The organism is Neisseria sp. HMSC03D10 (genome assembly GCF_001807625.1).
Classification (GTDB): domain Bacteria; phylum Pseudomonadota; class Gammaproteobacteria; order Burkholderiales; family Neisseriaceae; genus Neisseria; species Neisseria mucosa.
On sequence record NZ_KV789613.1, the window covers coordinates 23,482 to 38,340 of the forward strand.

Annotated in this window: 14 protein-coding genes; all 14 read left to right on the top strand. The window is 51.9% G+C overall.

Annotated elements, in window-relative coordinates:
- The first annotated feature begins 2 nt into the window (after positions 1-2).
- A complete protein-coding gene (gene sdhA / locus HMPREF3066_RS11600; RefSeq protein WP_019270309.1) occupies positions 3-1,766 on the top strand; it encodes a succinate dehydrogenase flavoprotein subunit in 1,764 nt (587 codons plus the stop codon).
- A 124-nt stretch (positions 1,767-1,890) separates the two neighbouring features.
- Positions 1,891-2,598 (top strand): succinate dehydrogenase iron-sulfur subunit, encoded by a 708-nt coding sequence (locus tag HMPREF3066_RS11605; RefSeq protein WP_002241462.1) that lies wholly within the window; start codon positions 1,891-1,893, stop codon positions 2,596-2,598.
- 3 nt (positions 2,599-2,601) lie between these two features.
- Complete coding sequence (locus HMPREF3066_RS11610; protein ID WP_003779310.1) at positions 2,602-2,850, top strand: FAD assembly factor SdhE; 249 nt, start codon at positions 2,602-2,604, stop codon at positions 2,848-2,850.
- A gap of 117 nt (positions 2,851-2,967) precedes the next feature.
- Entirely contained in the window at positions 2,968-4,251 is a 1,284-nt protein-coding gene (gltA, locus tag HMPREF3066_RS11615) for a citrate synthase (protein ID WP_039405324.1), read from the top strand.
- A 207-nt stretch (positions 4,252-4,458) separates the two neighbouring features.
- Positions 4,459-7,287 carry a 2-oxoglutarate dehydrogenase E1 component gene (locus HMPREF3066_RS11620; RefSeq protein WP_070443058.1) on the top strand — a complete coding sequence of 943 codons (2,829 nt, stop codon included), beginning with the start codon at positions 4,459-4,461 and terminating at the stop codon, positions 7,285-7,287.
- Between the two features lie 112 nt (positions 7,288-7,399).
- Positions 7,400-8,587, top strand: coding sequence for a 2-oxoglutarate dehydrogenase complex dihydrolipoyllysine-residue succinyltransferase (gene odhB / locus HMPREF3066_RS11625; RefSeq protein ID WP_049224490.1), 1,188 nt, complete (start codon positions 7,400-7,402; stop codon positions 8,585-8,587).
- Between the two features lie 192 nt (positions 8,588-8,779).
- Complete coding sequence (locus HMPREF3066_RS11630; protein ID WP_009312043.1) at positions 8,780-9,049, top strand: hypothetical protein; 270 nt, start codon at positions 8,780-8,782, stop codon at positions 9,047-9,049.
- Positions 9,050-9,244: 195 nt separating this feature from the next.
- Positions 9,245-10,678, top strand: a complete 1,434-nt coding sequence (lpdA, locus tag HMPREF3066_RS11635; protein WP_016687976.1) for a dihydrolipoyl dehydrogenase — start codon at positions 9,245-9,247, stop codon at positions 10,676-10,678.
- Between the two features lie 199 nt (positions 10,679-10,877).
- A complete protein-coding gene (locus tag HMPREF3066_RS11640; RefSeq protein WP_003755543.1) occupies positions 10,878-11,165 on the top strand; it encodes a hypothetical protein in 288 nt (95 codons plus the stop codon).
- Positions 11,166-11,263: 98 nt separating this feature from the next.
- A complete protein-coding gene (gene sucC / locus HMPREF3066_RS11645) occupies positions 11,264-12,430 on the top strand; it encodes an ADP-forming succinate--CoA ligase subunit beta (RefSeq protein WP_003741782.1) in 1,167 nt (388 codons plus the stop codon).
- Between the two features lie 10 nt (positions 12,431-12,440).
- On the top strand, positions 12,441-13,331 hold the full coding sequence (gene sucD / locus HMPREF3066_RS11650) for a succinate--CoA ligase subunit alpha (RefSeq protein WP_003755541.1): 891 nt from the start codon (positions 12,441-12,443) through the stop codon (positions 13,329-13,331).
- A 212-nt stretch (positions 13,332-13,543) separates the two neighbouring features.
- On the top strand, positions 13,544-13,978 hold the full coding sequence (locus HMPREF3066_RS11655; RefSeq protein ID WP_003764337.1) for an ElaB/YgaM/YqjD family protein: 435 nt from the start codon (positions 13,544-13,546) through the stop codon (positions 13,976-13,978).
- A gap of 141 nt (positions 13,979-14,119) precedes the next feature.
- Positions 14,120-14,518 carry a phage holin family protein gene (locus tag HMPREF3066_RS11660; protein WP_070443059.1) on the top strand — a complete coding sequence of 133 codons (399 nt, stop codon included), beginning with the start codon at positions 14,120-14,122 and terminating at the stop codon, positions 14,516-14,518.
- Positions 14,511-14,780: a hypothetical protein gene (locus tag HMPREF3066_RS11665; protein WP_003755528.1), complete on the top strand. Its 270-nt coding sequence runs from the start codon at positions 14,511-14,513 to the stop codon at positions 14,778-14,780. Before HMPREF3066_RS11660 ends, HMPREF3066_RS11665 begins: the two co-directional genes overlap by 8 nt.
- Positions 14,781-14,859: the final 79 nt, after the last annotated feature.

Consider the following 14,859-nt stretch of genomic DNA (forward strand, 5'->3'; position numbering starts at 1 on the left):
GTATGGGTTTTCCTGTTCGCAAGTTTGATGCCGTGATTGTCGGCGGTGGTGGTGCAGGTTTACGCGCAGCCCTCCAATTATCCAAATCCGGTCTGAATTGTGCCGTTTTGTCTAAAGTGTTCCCGACCCGTTCGCATACTGTAGCGGCGCAGGGCGGTATTTCCGCTTCGCTGGGTAATGTGCAGGAAGACCGTTGGGACTGGCACATGTACGATACCGTGAAAGGTTCCGACTGGCTGGGCGACCAAGACGCGATTGAGTTTATGTGTCGCGCCGCGCCTGAAGCGGTGATTGAGTTGGAACACATGGGTATGCCTTTTGACCGCGTGGAAAGCGGCAAAATTTATCAACGCCCTTTCGGCGGCCATACTGCCGAACACGGTAAACGCGCGGTAGAACGTGCCTGCGCGGTTGCCGACCGTACAGGTCATGCAATGCTGCATACTTTGTATCAACAAAACGTCCGTGCCAATACGCAATTCTTTGTGGAATGGACGGCGCAAGATTTGATTCGTGATGAAAACGGCGACGTCGTCGGTGTGACCGCCATGGAAATGGAAACCGGCGAAGTTTACATTTTCCATGCTAAAGCCGTGATGTTTGCTACTGGCGGCGGAGGTCGTATTTATGCTTCTTCTACCAATGCCTATATGAACACCGGCGACGGTTTGGGTATTTGCGCCCGTGCAGGCATTCCGTTGGAAGATATGGAGTTCTGGCAATTCCACCCGACCGGCGTGGCAGGTGCAGGCGTGTTGATTACCGAAGGCGTACGCGGTGAGGGCGGTATTCTGTTGAATGCTGACGGCGAACGCTTTATGGAACGCTATGCGCCGACCGTAAAAGACTTGGCTTCGCGCGACGTAGTTTCTCGCGCGATGGCGATGGAAATCTACGAAGGTCGAGGCTGTGGCAAAAACAAAGACCATGTATTGCTGAAAATCGACCATATCGGTGCCGAAAAAATTATGGAAAAACTGCCGGGCATCCGCGAGATTTCCATTCAGTTTGCCGGTATCGACCCGATTAAAGATCCGATTCCCGTTGTGCCGACTACCCACTACATGATGGGCGGTATTCCGACCAACTACCACGGCGAAGTCGTTGTTCCGCAAGGCGACGAATATGAAGTGCCGGTGAAAGGTCTGTACGCAGCGGGCGAGTGCGCTTGTGCTTCTGTGCACGGTGCGAACCGTTTAGGTACCAACTCTCTGTTGGACTTGGTGGTGTTCGGTAAAGCTGCCGGCGACAGCATGATTAAATTCATCAAAGAGCAAAGCGATTGGAAACCGCTGCCTGCCGATGCCGGCGAGCTGACCCGTCAACGTATCGAACGCTTGGATAACCAAACCGGCGGCGAAAACGTTGATGCATTGCGCCGTGAACTGCAACGCTCTGTCCAACTGCACGCCGGTGTGTTCCGTACCGATGAGATTCTCAGCAAAGGCGTTCGAGAAATTATGGCGATTGCCGAGCGTGTGAAGCGTACTGAAATCAAAGACAAGAGCAAAGTGTGGAATACCGCGCGTATCGAAGCTTTGGAATTGGATAATCTGATTGAAGTGGCAAAAGCGACTTTGGTGTCTGCCGAAGCACGTAAAGAATCACGCGGCGCGCACGCTTCAGACGACCATCCTGAGCGCGATGACGAAAACTGGATGAAACACACGCTGTATCATTCAGATACCAATACCTTGTCCTACAAACCGGTGCACACCCAGCCTTTGAGCGTGGAATACATCAAACCGGCCAAGCGCGTTTACTGATGCGTTTTCAGACGACCTCTGTATCACAAGGGGTCGTCTGAAAATCAAATACACCACCACACTGAACAGCCTGAACCCATAACATAAAACCATCAGGCGGTTTATGAGAAAAGGAACACTTCTCATGGAAAAAATGAGTTTTGAAATTTACCGTTACAATCCGGATGTTGATGCCAAACCATATATGCAACGTTACGAGTTGGAACTGGAACCTACCGACGTCAAACTTTTGGACGCGCTGGTGCGCCTGAAAGCGCAAGACGACACCCTGTCTTTCCGCCGTTCCTGCCGCGAAGGTATTTGCGGTTCTGACGGTATGAACATCAACGGCAAAAACGGCTTGGCATGTTTGACTGACTTACGAGGTTTGAAACAACCTGTCAAAATCCGCCCGCTGCCCGGTCTGCCTGTCATCCGCGACCTGATTGTGGACATGACCCAGTTCTTCAAACAATACCACTCCATCAAACCTTATGTCGTCAACGACAATCCGATCGATGCCGACAAAGAGCGTCTGCAAACTCAGGAAGAGCGTAAAGAGCTGGACGGCTTGTACGAATGTATTTTGTGCGCCTGCTGCTCGACTGCCTGCCCGTCGTTCTGGTGGAATCCCGACAAATTCGTCGGTCCGTCCGGTTTGCTGAATGCCTACCGCTTCATTGCCGACAGCCGCGATACCATCACCAACGAGCGTTTGGATAATTTGAACGACCCGTATCGCCTGTTCCGCTGCCATACCATCATGAACTGCGTGGACGTATGCCCTAAACACTTGAATCCGACCCGTGCCATCGGTAAGATTAAAGAAATTATGTTGAAACGAGCCGTTTAAGAAATGATGGTTTTTGACGATATTGCCAAACGGAAAATCCGTTTTCAAACCCGCCGGGGATTATTGGAGTTAGATTTGATTTTCGGCAGGTTTATGGAAAAAGAATTCGAGCATTTGAGCGATAAAGAGCTGTCCGAGTTTTCCGAAATCCTTGAGTTTCAAGATCAGGAGCTTCTTGCCCTGATCAACGGACATTCGGCGACAGACAAGGAACACCTTATCCCCATGCTTGAAAAAATCAGACGAGCTTGACGTATTGGAAATCCGCCTGCCTTTCGGCGGATTTCTAGGATACGGAGGTCGTCTGAAAATAAAGACCGTGCTGCATAGGCAGCAACGAAAGCCCCAACCTACAAAGGAGCGATAAATATGTCCAAATCAATTAAACTCAACGTACCCAATCAAGAGGATTTAGAACTGCCCGTATTGGAAGCGAGCATCGGTCATGACGTGGTCGATATCCGCGCACTGACGAAAAACACAGGCTTATTCTCATTCGACCCCGGGTTCGTTTCAACAGCAAGCTGCGAATCCAAAATCACTTATATCGACGGCGACAAAGGTCTGCTGTATTACCGTGGTTATCCCATCGAACAACTCGCCGAAAAATCCGATTATTTGGAAGTCTGCTACCTGCTGATTTACGGCGAACTGCCGACGCCTGAGCAAAAGGCAGAATTTGACAATACCGTCCGCCGTCATACGATGGTGCATGAACAGCTGACTTGGTTCTTCCGCGGCTTCCGTCGCGATGCGCATCCGATGGCGATGATGGTCGGCGTGGTTGGTGCATTGTCTGCGTTCTATCAAGACAGTCTGGACATTACGAACCCCGAACACCGCAAAATCGCAATTTACCGTCTGATTTCCAAAATTCCGACGATTGCGGCGATGTGCTACCGCTATTCCAACGGTCTGCCGTTCAATTATCCGAGAAACAACCTCTCTTATTCCGAAAATTTCATGCACATGATGTTTGCCACACCATGTGAAGACTACAAACCCAATCCCGTATTGGCACGCGCGCTTGACCGCATCTTTATCCTTCATGCCGACCACGAGCAAAACGCATCGACTTCGACCGTCCGTCTGGCAGGTTCTTCAGGTGCGAACCCGTTTGCCTGTATCGCTGCCGGTATTGCCTGTCTGTGGGGTGCATCCCACGGCGGCGCGAACGAAGCCGTCTTGAAAATGTTGGACGAAATCGGCGATGTATCCCGTGTTGCCGAATATATGGAAGGCGTGAAACAGCGTAAATACCGCCTGATGGGCTTCGGACACCGCGTGTACCGCAATATGGATCCGCGCGCCAGCATCATGCGCGAGACCTGTTATGAAGTGCTGAAAGAATTGGGCTTGGAAGACAGTCCGAAATTCAAGCTGGCAATGGAATTGGAACAAATTGCCCTGAAAGACCCGTTCTTCGTGGAGCGCAAACTGTACCCCAACGTCGACTTCTACTCCGGTATCGTCCTGTCCGCGCTGGGCATTCCGACCGAAATGTTTACCGTCATCTTTGCCCTGTCACGCAGCGTGGGCTGGATTTCGCACTGGCATGAAATGATTGGCGATCCTTCGCTGAAAATCGGCCGTCCGCGCCAACTTTATACCGGTGCCGTACGTCGTGATTATGTACCGGCGGATAAACGCTGAAAATCAGTATATTAATATGTTGTCGGAACTTCATTTGAGAAAGCCGAATAGTTTTTTTAAATAAGTTTGTCTGCAGCAAACGAAACAGATACAAGTAATTTGGCTGGAAATAGGGTAGAATGAAGTGTCATTTCAAACGGCATGGATTCCGTTGAAACACATGGAATTCTACCCTTTGTTTATATTTTAAAGAAAAGAGCTCGCGTCATGATGGATGAAAAACTCAATTTTTCTTATCTGTTCGGTTCAAATGCTCCCTACATCGAGGAGTTGTATGAGAATTTCCTGGAAAACCCCAATTCGGTCGATGAAAAATGGAAGCAGTATTTCACCGACTTAAGCAAGCAGCCTGGTGCGGCGGATGTTGATATCGCCCATGCTCCGATCCGTGAATCCTTCGCTAATTTGGCAAAAACCAAATCGACAGCGGCTATTGCCGGCGGTATGGATGAAGCCATGATGAAGAAACAGGTCGGTGTATTGCGGTTGATTTCTGCTTACCGTATTCAAGGTGTGGGTGCTGCCCAGCTTGACCCGCTCAAACGTATCCCGCCACGCAACATTGAAGCCCTCGATCCCAAATTCCACGGACTGAATGATGCCGATATGGCGGTTCAGTTCAATATGGGCGAGGGCGATTTTTCCGGCCAAAGCAAGCTGCCTCTGTCCCAAATCATCAGCAACCTCAAACAAACCTACTGCGGTCACCTCGCATTGGAATACATCTACATTCCCAATACAGAAGAACGCCGCTGGTTGCGCAATTATTTTGAGGATGTGCTGTCCACCCCGAGTTACAGCGCCGAACAGAAACGCCGCATCCTGAAAGAAATGACCGCTGCCGAGACTTTGGAGCGTTACCTGCATACCAAATATGTCGGTCAGAAACGCTTCGGCGTAGAAGGCGGCGAGAGCGTGATTGCCGGTCTGAATTACCTGATTCAAAACGCAGGTAAAGACGGCGTCGAAGAAGTCATCATCGGTATGGCACACCGAGGTCGTCTGAATGTCTTGGTCAACATTTTGGGCAAGAAACCGGGCGATTTGTTTGCCGAATTTGAAGGCCGTGCCGAAATCAAGCTGCCCAGCGGCGACGTAAAATACCACATGGGTTTCAGCTCCGACATCGCTACGCCGAACGGTCCGATGCACGTTTCTTTGGCGTTCAATCCGTCGCATTTGGAAATCGTGAATCCTGTCGTTGAAGGTTCTGCACGCGCCAAACAAAAACGCCTGGGCGAAAACGGCCGCGACAAAGTATTGCCCGTATTGATTCACGGCGACTCTGCATTTGTCGGACTGGGTGTCAACCAAGCAACGTTCAACCTGTCCAAAACGCGCGGCTACACCACCGGCGGTACGGTCCACATCGTCATCAACAACCAAATCGGCTTTACCACCTCCGATACCCGCGACACCCGTTCGACCGTGCATTGTACCGACGTGGCGAAAATGGTTTCCGCTCCGGTCATCCATGTCAACGGCGACGATCCGGAACGCGTTTGCTTCGCCATCCAAGCCGCTTTGGACTACCGTAAGAAATTCAACAAAGACATCGTGATCGATGTCGTCTGCTACCGCAAATGGGGCCACAACGAGGGCGACGATCCGACCCTGACCCAGCCGATGATGTACAAAAAAGTATCGCAACACCCCGGTGCGCGTGCTTTGTACACTGAGCAACTGATTGCAGAAGGCGTGGTAACGCAGGCAGAAGCCGACGGCTATATCCAAGCCTACCGCGATGCTTTGGACAAAGGCGAACATGTCGAGCAAACGACGTTGAGCAACTTCCAACGTACGCAAATCGACTGGAGCAAATACCAAGGTAAAGACTGGCGCGAAGATGTGGAAACCGGCCTGCCCGCTGCCGACATCGAGCGTCTTGCCGAGAAATTTACCGCCGTTCCCGAAGGCTTTGCACTGCATCCGACTGCCAAACGCGTGCTCGAAGCGCGCAAAGGCATGGCTGCGGGCAGTCAGCCGATTGACTGGGGTATGGCGGAAACCCTCGCATACGCCAGCCTGGTCACCAAAGGCCACGGCGTGCGCATTTCCGGCGAAGACTCCGGACGCGGTACGTTCTCACACCGCCATGCCGTATTGCACGACCAAAAACGCGAAAAATGGGATGACGGCACTTATGTACCGCTGCGCAATATGGGCGAAGGCGCAGGCGAATTCCTCGTCATTGACTCCATCTTGAATGAAGAAGCGGTCATGGCGTTCGAATACGGTTTTGCCTGCTCCGCGCCCGACAAACTGACCATTTGGGAAGCGCAGTTCGGCGACTTTGCCAACGGCGCGCAAGTGACCATCGACCAATTCCTGTCGTCCGGCGAAACCAAATGGGGCCGTCTCTGCGGTCTGACCACCATCCTGCCGCACGGTTACGACGGTCAGGGCCCGGAACACTCATCCGGCCGCGTAGAACGCTGGTTGCAATTGTGTTCCGAACACAATATGCAAATCATCATGCCGTCCGAAGCGTCGCAAATGTTCCACCTGCTGCAACGCCAAGTCTTGGGTTCGTACCGCAAACCGCTGGTGATTTTCATGTCCAAACGCCTGTTGCGCTTCAAAGGCGCGATGAGTCCGCTGGAAAACTTTACCGAAGGTTCGCGCTTCCGTCCCGTCATCGGCGATACCGCCGAGGGTGGCAACAATGAAAGCGTGAAACGCGTGATTCTGTGTGCCGGACAGGTTTACTACGATTTGGAAGCAGGCCGTGCCGAGCGCAAACTGGAAAACGATGTCGCCATCGTCCGCGTCGAGCAGCTTTATCCGTTCCCATACGACGAGGTGCGTGCAGAGTTGGCGAAATATCCGAACGCGAAATCCGTGGTTTGGGCACAAGAAGAGCCGAAAAACCAAGGTGCGTTCTACCAAATCCGCCACCGCTTGGAAGACGTTATCGGCGAAAGCCAAAAACTGTCTTATGCCGGTCGTCCGAGCAGCGCATCGCCAGCCGTCGGCTATATGAGCAAACACGTCGCCCAGCTGAAACAACTGGTTGAAGACGCAATGACGCTGTAACGCAATACGGTGCGGCGTTCCGAATGAAACACTCCAGACAGAACGCCTACCAAACAAAAGAGATAACACACAACAGGTCGTCTGAAAACCAACGACCATCCGGAGACACAAAATGATTATTGATGTAAAAGTACCCATGCTGTCCGAAAGCGTATCCGAAGGCACGCTCTTGGAATGGAAGAAAAAAGTCGGCGAAGCCGTAGCGCGCGACGAAATCCTGATTGACATCGAAACCGACAAAGTGGTTTTGGAAGTACCTTCCCCACAAGCCGGTGTATTGGTTGAAATCATTGCCCAAAACGGCGAAACCGTTGCCGCCGAACAAGTATTGGCACGCATCGACACCGCAGCAACCGCTTCCGCTTCTGCTGAAGCCCCAGCCGCCGCGCCTGCACCTGAAGCCGCTCCCGCCGCTGCGCAAACCAATGCCGCCATGCCTGCTGCCGCCAAACTGGCAGCCGAAACCGGCGTGGATGTGAACGCGCTGCAAGGTTCCGGTCGTGACGGTCGCGTCTTGAAAGAAGACGTGCAAAACGCTACCGCCAAACCTGCTGCCGCACCCGCTGTCGCGTCTGTACCTGCACCTGTTCCCGCGGGTGCACGTCCGGAACAACGCGTTCCGATGAGCCGCCTACGCGCCCGTGTTGCCGAACGTCTCTTGGCTTCGCAACAAGAAAACGCGATTCTGACTACGTTCAACGAAGTCAACATGAAACCCATCATGGACTTGCGTGCGAAATACAAAGAAAAATTCGAGAAAGAACACGGCGTCAAACTCGGCTTCATGTCTTTCTTCGTCAAAGCAGCCGTTGCCGCGCTGAAAAAATATCCGGTGGTCAATGCCTCCGTTGACGGCAGCGACATCGTTTATCACGGTTACTTCGACATCGGTATCGCTATCGGCAGCCCGCGCGGTCTGGTCGTTCCGATTCTGCGAGATGCCGACCAAATGAGTATTGCCGACATCGAACAAGCCATCGTTGATTACGCCAAAAAAGCCAAAGACGGTAAAATCGCGCTGGAAGATTTGACCGGCGGTACGTTCAGTATTACCAACGGCGGTACGTTCGGTTCAATGATGTCCACCCCGATTATCAATCCGCCGCAATCCGCCATTTTGGGTATGCACGCGACCAAAGAGCGCGCAGTCGTGGAAAACGGCCAAGTTGTCGTCCGTCCGATGATGTATCTGGCACTCTCTTACGACCACCGCATCATCGACGGCCGCGAAGCCGTGCTGACTTTGGTTGCCATCAAAGACGCGCTGGAAGATCCGGCACGCCTGTTGTTGGATCTGTAAACGCCGCCAAAGGGATATAAAGCGGATAAAAACAGAGCAGTTTGAAATCGGGCTGCTTACTGGCTTTCAGACGACCTTGAAACGAAAAAGGTCGTCTGAAAACAGCAGGATGTTTGAAATCTAAGGGAGAAAGTTTGTTGCTGCCATTTTTCGTGCAGAAGCAAACGCTTGAAAATCCATAGGAGCGTATCCATGAAACCCATCTCCCTGTTTCCGCTTTTGGCTGTCGTTTCCCTGCTTGGCGCGTGTGCCGCATTCGAAGGCAAGGAATATTCCGTCAACGCTTATGATGCGCGCGGCAGAATGTTGAACAAGCGTTTTGAAATGGACAGCAACAAAGCAGGCATTCCCGTCGCCCGCAGCGTTTTGTGCAAACGTTATCCGCACGCTACCGTGCGCGTTTACAACAATTTTACCGGACAGGAAGTCAGGGAATACAGTCCGCATTCCTGCCGCCGCTGATGCGTCCGAACCAATCGGGCTGAAATTTGAATAGGTCGTGCCTGTGAGCAGGCTTCGCACTCTGAAAAAGGCAGAATAAGTTTTAATTTTGTTGAAGCCGCGTTTTCAGACGACCTCTCATGCAAAATATAGTGGATAAACTTTTGCTGAAGGTTTTCCTGCGGCAAAAATATCAAACAACAAAGGATTTTTCACATGTCTCAATACGATGTAGTAGTCATCGGCGCAGGTCCCGGCGGATACGTTGCCGCCATCCGCGCCGCCCAACTGGGTTTCAAAACCGCCTGTGTCGATGCAGGCGTCAACAAAGCAGGCGACGCGCCCGCGCTGGGCGGTACCTGCCTGAACGTCGGCTGCATTCCTTCCAAAGCCCTGTTGCAATCCAGCGAACATTTCCATGCTGCGCAGCATGATTTTGCCGAACACGGCATCAGCGTCGGCGACATCAAATTCGACGCGGCGAAAATGATTGCGCGCAAAGACGCTATCGTAACCAAGCTTACCGGTGGCGTGAAATTCCTGTTCCAAAAAAACAAAGTAACCAGCCTGTTCGGTACGGCTTCATTTGCCGGCAAAAACGGCGATGCCTACCAAATCGAAGTCGATAACAAAGGCGAAAAAACCGTTATCGAAGCCAAACACGTCATCGTAGCGACCGGCTCCGTGCCGCGTCCGCTGCCGCAGGTTGCCATCGACAATGTAAACGTTTTGGACAACGAAGGCGCATTGAACCTGACCGAAGTGCCCGCCAAACTGGGCGTTATCGGTTCGGGCGTGATTGGTTTGGAAATGGGTTCGGTGTGGAACCGCGTCGGTTCGCAGGTCACCATCCTCGAAGCCATGCCGACTTTCCTTGCCGCCGCCGACCAGCAAATCGCCAAAGAAGCCTTCAAATATTTCACCAAAGAGCAGGGCCTGAACATCGAACTGGGCGTGAAAATCGGCGACATCAAATCTGAAGGCAAAGGCGTGTCCGTTGCCTACCAAACTGCCGCAGGCGAAGCCAAAACCGAAGTCTTCGACAAACTCATCGTCGCCATCGGCCGTATTCCGAATACTAAAGGCTTGAACGCCGAAGCCGTCGGCTTGGAAAAAGACGAGCGCGGCTTTATCAAAGTGGACGGCGAATGCCGCACCAACCTGCCTAATGTCTGGGCAATCGGCGACGTGGTTCGCGGCCCGATGCTGGCGCACAAAGCCAGCGACGAAGGCGTTGCTGTTGCCGAGCGCATCGCCGGACAGAAACCGCATATCGACTTCAACAGCGTACCGTTCGTGATTTACACCGATCCCGAAATCGCTTGGGTCGGTAAAACCGAAGAGCAGCTCAAAGCCGAAGGCGTGGAATACAAAAAAGGCACTTCCGGCTTCGGCGCAAACGGTCGCGCGTTGGCAATGGGTAAAGCCAAAGGTACGGTCAAAGTGTTGGCAGATGCCAAAACCGACCGCATCTTGGGCGTACACATGATCGGTCCGGTCGTCAGCGAATTGGTTACTGAAGGCGTCACTGCGCTCGAATTCTTCGCCAGCAGCGAAGACATCGCCCGCATCATTCATGCCCATCCGACCTTGTCCGAAGTGGTTCACGAAGCCGCACTGGCCGCCGACAAACGCGCTTTGCACGGCTGATGAGGTCAAGTAAAGCATAAAAGGTCGTCTGAAACTTTTTCAGACGACCTTTTCGGAAAGATGAATGTTCGGAAGCAATGTTCCGATAGGTATAGAGAGAAAATAGAGCGTATCAGTTGCTATTGTTCCCTGGCCGGAATGACGATTTAAGCAGAATCTACTATATAATCGGCGACACATTCACAGACAGCATTTGATTATGAATAAAGAAGTAATCGGTATCCTGTTTATACCGATGGGCATCATCAGCATGTGTATGGCCGCGTTGTGGCAAATGTATGTGATGATGACCGAAACTTATACGCTCAACCGCTTCAAAGACAAAGAATTGGTTTGGCGCGTGGCATTGTTGTTTATCAGTTTCAGCCTTGCCGTTTACCTGCTCTGCCCGAATTCGCGTAAAAAAGGCATCGTCTTTTTTATCCTCGGGGGCGGCGGCGCAATCATGTATCTGCTTGCGCGGATGTGGTTGCCGTTCAGCAAGTGAAACGACGATTTTCCGACCGCCGAAAGGTCGTCTGAAACGCACGGGGTTGCCATTTATGGGCAGTCTCAGGGCATTCCACTAATCTAAAGGAGAAATCCATGAATCTACACGAGTATCAGGCTAAAGAACTGCTGGCAGGCTACGGCTTGCCTGTGCAAGGCGGTATTTTGGCACACAACGGCGAGGAAGCCGCAGCCGCTTACGACAAACTGGGCGGCAAATTTGCTGTCGTCAAAGCCCAAGTCCACGCAGGCGGACGCGGTAAAGCGGGCGGCGTAAAAGTCGTCAAAAGCCGTGAAGAAGCCAAAGAAGTGGCAGAAAGCCTGATTGGTACCAATCTGGTTACTTATCAAACCGATGCCAACGGTCAGCCGGTCAACAGCGTTTTGGTTTGCGAAGACATGTATCCGGTGCAAACCGAGCTGTATTTGGGCGCGGTGGTCGACCGTTCTACCCGTCGCATTACGTTCATGGCTTCGACCGAAGGCGGTGTGGAAATCGAAAAAGTTGCCGCCGAAACCCCTGAAAAAATCTTCAAAGTAACCGTTGACCCGCTGGTCGGCCTGCAACCTTGCCAAGCGCGTGAAGTGGCGTTCCAACTGGGCTTGAAAGACAAACAAATCAACGAGTTCGTCAAACTGATGACCGGCGCGTACAAAGCGTTTGTCGAAAACGACTTCGCTCTGTTTGAAGTGAACCCGCTGGCAGTCCGCGAAAACGGCGCGCTGGCCTGCGTGGACGGCAAAATCGGTATCGACAGCAACGCGCTCTACCGCCTGCCGAAAATCGCCGAATTGCGCGACAAATCTCAAGAAAACGAACGCGAGCTGAAAGCCTCCGAATTCGACCTGAACTACGTTGCGCTGGAAGGCAACATCGGCTGTATGGTGAATGGCGCAGGTTTGGCGATGGCAACCATGGACATCATCAAACTCAAAGGCGGCCAACCTGCCAACTTCCTCGACGTAGGCGGCGGCGCGACTAAAGAGCGCGTGGTTGAAGCGTTCAAACTGATTCTCGAAGACAAATCCGTCAAAGGCGTATTGATCAACATCTTCGGCGGTATCGTCCGTTGCGACATGATTGCGGAAGCCATTGTGGCAGCCGTTAAAGAAATCAACGTTGACGTTCCTGTCGTTGTCCGTTTGGAAGGCAACAACGCCGAACTCGGCGCGAAAATCCTGAACGAATCAGGTCTGAAACTGACTTCCGCCGACGGCCTGAATGACGCAGCCGAAAAAATTGTCGCAGCCGTAAACGCCTAAGGAGAAAAGAATGAGCGTATTGATTAATAAAGACACCAAAGTATTGGTTCAAGGTTTCACCGGTAAAAACGGTACTTTCCACTCCGAACAAGCTCTGGCTTACGGCACTAAAGTCGTCGGCGGCGTTACCCCGGGCAAAGGCGGCCAAACCCACCTGAACCTGCCCGTGTTCAACACCATGAAAGAAGCCGTTAAAGAAACCGGCGCGGACGCATCCGTGATTTACGTTCCGGCTCCGTTTGTGTTGGATTCTATCGTTGAAGCCGTTGATTCCGGCGTAGGCTTGGTGGTTGTGATTACCGAAGGCGTGCCGACTCTGGACATGCTCAAAGCCAAACGCTATTTGGAAACCAACGGCAACGGCACACGTTTGGTCGGCCCTAACTGCCCGGGCGTGATTACTCCGGGCGAGTGCAAAATCGGCATTATGCCGGGCCATATCCACCAACCTGGCCGTATCGGCATCATTTCCCGTTCCGGTACATTGACTTACGAAGCCGTGGCACAAACTACCAAACTGGGCTTGGGTCAATCAACCTGTATCGGTATCGGCGGCGACCCGATTCCGGGTATGAACCAAATCGACGCGCTGAAACTCTTCCAAGAAGACCCAGATACCGACGCCATCATCATGATCGGTGAAATCGGCGGTACTGCGGAAGAAGAAGCAGCCGAATACATCCAATCCAACGTAACCAAACCTGTTGTAGGTTACATCGCAGGTGTTACCGCTCCTAAAGGCAAACGCATGGGCCACGCCGGTGCGATTATCTCCGGCGGCAAGGGTACTGCGGAAGAAAAATTTGCCGCTTTCGAAAAAGCCGGCATCGCCTACACCCGCAGCCCTGCCGAATTGGGCAGCACCATGCTGGAAGTGTTGAAAGCAAAAGGCTTGGCGTAATAACGCTTAGTCGTTTTGACTGAAAAACCGAAAGGTCGTCTGAAAACTTGGAAACAGGTTTTCAGACGACCTTTTTATCTCTAGCGTTAATCTTTACATGTTTTCAAACCAACTTTAGCCGAATTGACTTGAGAAGAAGTGTAAAGGGGTTATAATCAGTTAACAGATGAATAATCTGTTATTTCACCCATATGGACATCAAGGAGAAGGTAATGAAAAAACATGATTTTGAATCCCGCAAAGAAGCTTTGTTGAAAGACATTCAAGATGTAATGAACGATGTCGAAGAGCTGTACACCAAAGGCGTGGAAGCCGGCTCGGAAGAAGGTAAAAAAGCCAAAGCCAAATTGCAGGAAAAACTCGAAGCCGCCAAAGAGCGTTTGTATCGTTTTGAAGACGAAGCAGGCGAGCGCATCAGACATCATGCCGACCGCGCGCGCGAAAAATACGACGAATTTGAAGAATTGGCAGAAGAGCGTTTCAAAGAAGGCAAAAAACGCTTTGCCGAGTTTGGAGAAGAAGCGGGTGACCGCATCAAACGCGGCGCACGCCAAGCCGATGCAGCCGTACACGACAAACCTTATTACGCAATGGGCTTTGCTGCACTGGCAGGCTTGGTCGTCGGCGTCTTGCTGAACCGCCGATAATCGGTCAAACAGGAATGCCGTCCGGACACGATTTTTAGAAGTCTTGTTCCGGCGGCGTTTGCTTATGAGGGGCGGCAAAGGTTTCAGACGACCCCAAAGCCTTCGGATTGTCCGTTTCGGAGCAATCAGGGAAATCGGAATATGGGTATCAGACAAAATATCGAACATACGAAAACGCTGCTGAATCAAGGTATCGATTTGCTTTTGCTGCGGTTGCAGATTTTGAATCTGGATTTGGCGGAGCAGGCGGAAAACGTGTTCCGCATCATCATATGGCTGGTCGTATCGGGCATATTGCTGCTGATTGCATTCATCAGCCTGCTTTTTGGACTAAACCGCGCGTTGTCGGATACCGCGGCTATATGGGTATTTTTCGGGATAACCGCCCTCAGCCTAATTGTCATTGCAATTTTGTTCGGTAAAGTGTCAAAAGACTGGCGCAGCCAAAACAACCAAATCGCGGCAACCTTGCAGGACATCCGGGCAGACATCGCCTGCCTGCGCGGTCAAGATATGCAGGAAGGAGGGGGCGATGAATAAAACGGAACGCGATGAAGCACGCGAACTGCTGCAACTGGAAGCCAAACTCGTCCGCCTGAGGATTGAGGCATCGTATTTGAAACAGCGTAAATTGAAGGAACAGGAAGAGCGCAAGTCGGACACGCTGATGAAGCTGCTGGATTTGGGCAACGAGCTGACGCAGACAAGCCTGCTGTATAAAACGGCAGGACTCGCCATTCCGCGCAAATACCGCTTCGGCGCACTGCTGGCAGCGTTTGCGTTGAAGGCTGCGATGAAGTAGATGGGATTAGAAAGAAGGTCGTCTGAAAGTTGGGTTTCAGACGACCTTTTTGTATAGTGGATTAAATTTAAATCAGGAC

Coding starts and splice junctions, on each gene's coding strand:
- lpdA (WP_016687976.1), top strand. CDS start 9,245: ATGTCTCAATACGATGTAGTAGTCATCGGCGCAGGTCCCGGCGGATAC.
- HMPREF3066_RS11665 (WP_003755528.1), top strand. CDS start 14,511: ATGAATAAAACGGAACGCGATGAAGCACGCGAACTGCTGCAACTGGAA.
- HMPREF3066_RS11660 (WP_070443059.1), top strand. CDS start 14,120: ATGGGTATCAGACAAAATATCGAACATACGAAAACGCTGCTGAATCAA.
- HMPREF3066_RS11605 (WP_002241462.1), top strand. CDS start 1,891: ATGGAAAAAATGAGTTTTGAAATTTACCGTTACAATCCGGATGTTGAT.
- HMPREF3066_RS11610 (WP_003779310.1), top strand. CDS start 2,602: ATGATGGTTTTTGACGATATTGCCAAACGGAAAATCCGTTTTCAAACC.
- sdhA (WP_019270309.1), top strand. CDS start 3: ATGGGTTTTCCTGTTCGCAAGTTTGATGCCGTGATTGTCGGCGGTGGT.
- gltA (WP_039405324.1), top strand. CDS start 2,968: ATGTCCAAATCAATTAAACTCAACGTACCCAATCAAGAGGATTTAGAA.
- HMPREF3066_RS11620 (WP_070443058.1), top strand. CDS start 4,459: ATGATGGATGAAAAACTCAATTTTTCTTATCTGTTCGGTTCAAATGCT.
- HMPREF3066_RS11630 (WP_009312043.1), top strand. CDS start 8,780: ATGAAACCCATCTCCCTGTTTCCGCTTTTGGCTGTCGTTTCCCTGCTT.
- HMPREF3066_RS11640 (WP_003755543.1), top strand. CDS start 10,878: ATGAATAAAGAAGTAATCGGTATCCTGTTTATACCGATGGGCATCATC.
- sucC (WP_003741782.1), top strand. CDS start 11,264: ATGAATCTACACGAGTATCAGGCTAAAGAACTGCTGGCAGGCTACGGC.
- HMPREF3066_RS11655 (WP_003764337.1), top strand. CDS start 13,544: ATGAAAAAACATGATTTTGAATCCCGCAAAGAAGCTTTGTTGAAAGAC.
- odhB (WP_049224490.1), top strand. CDS start 7,400: ATGATTATTGATGTAAAAGTACCCATGCTGTCCGAAAGCGTATCCGAA.
- sucD (WP_003755541.1), top strand. CDS start 12,441: ATGAGCGTATTGATTAATAAAGACACCAAAGTATTGGTTCAAGGTTTC.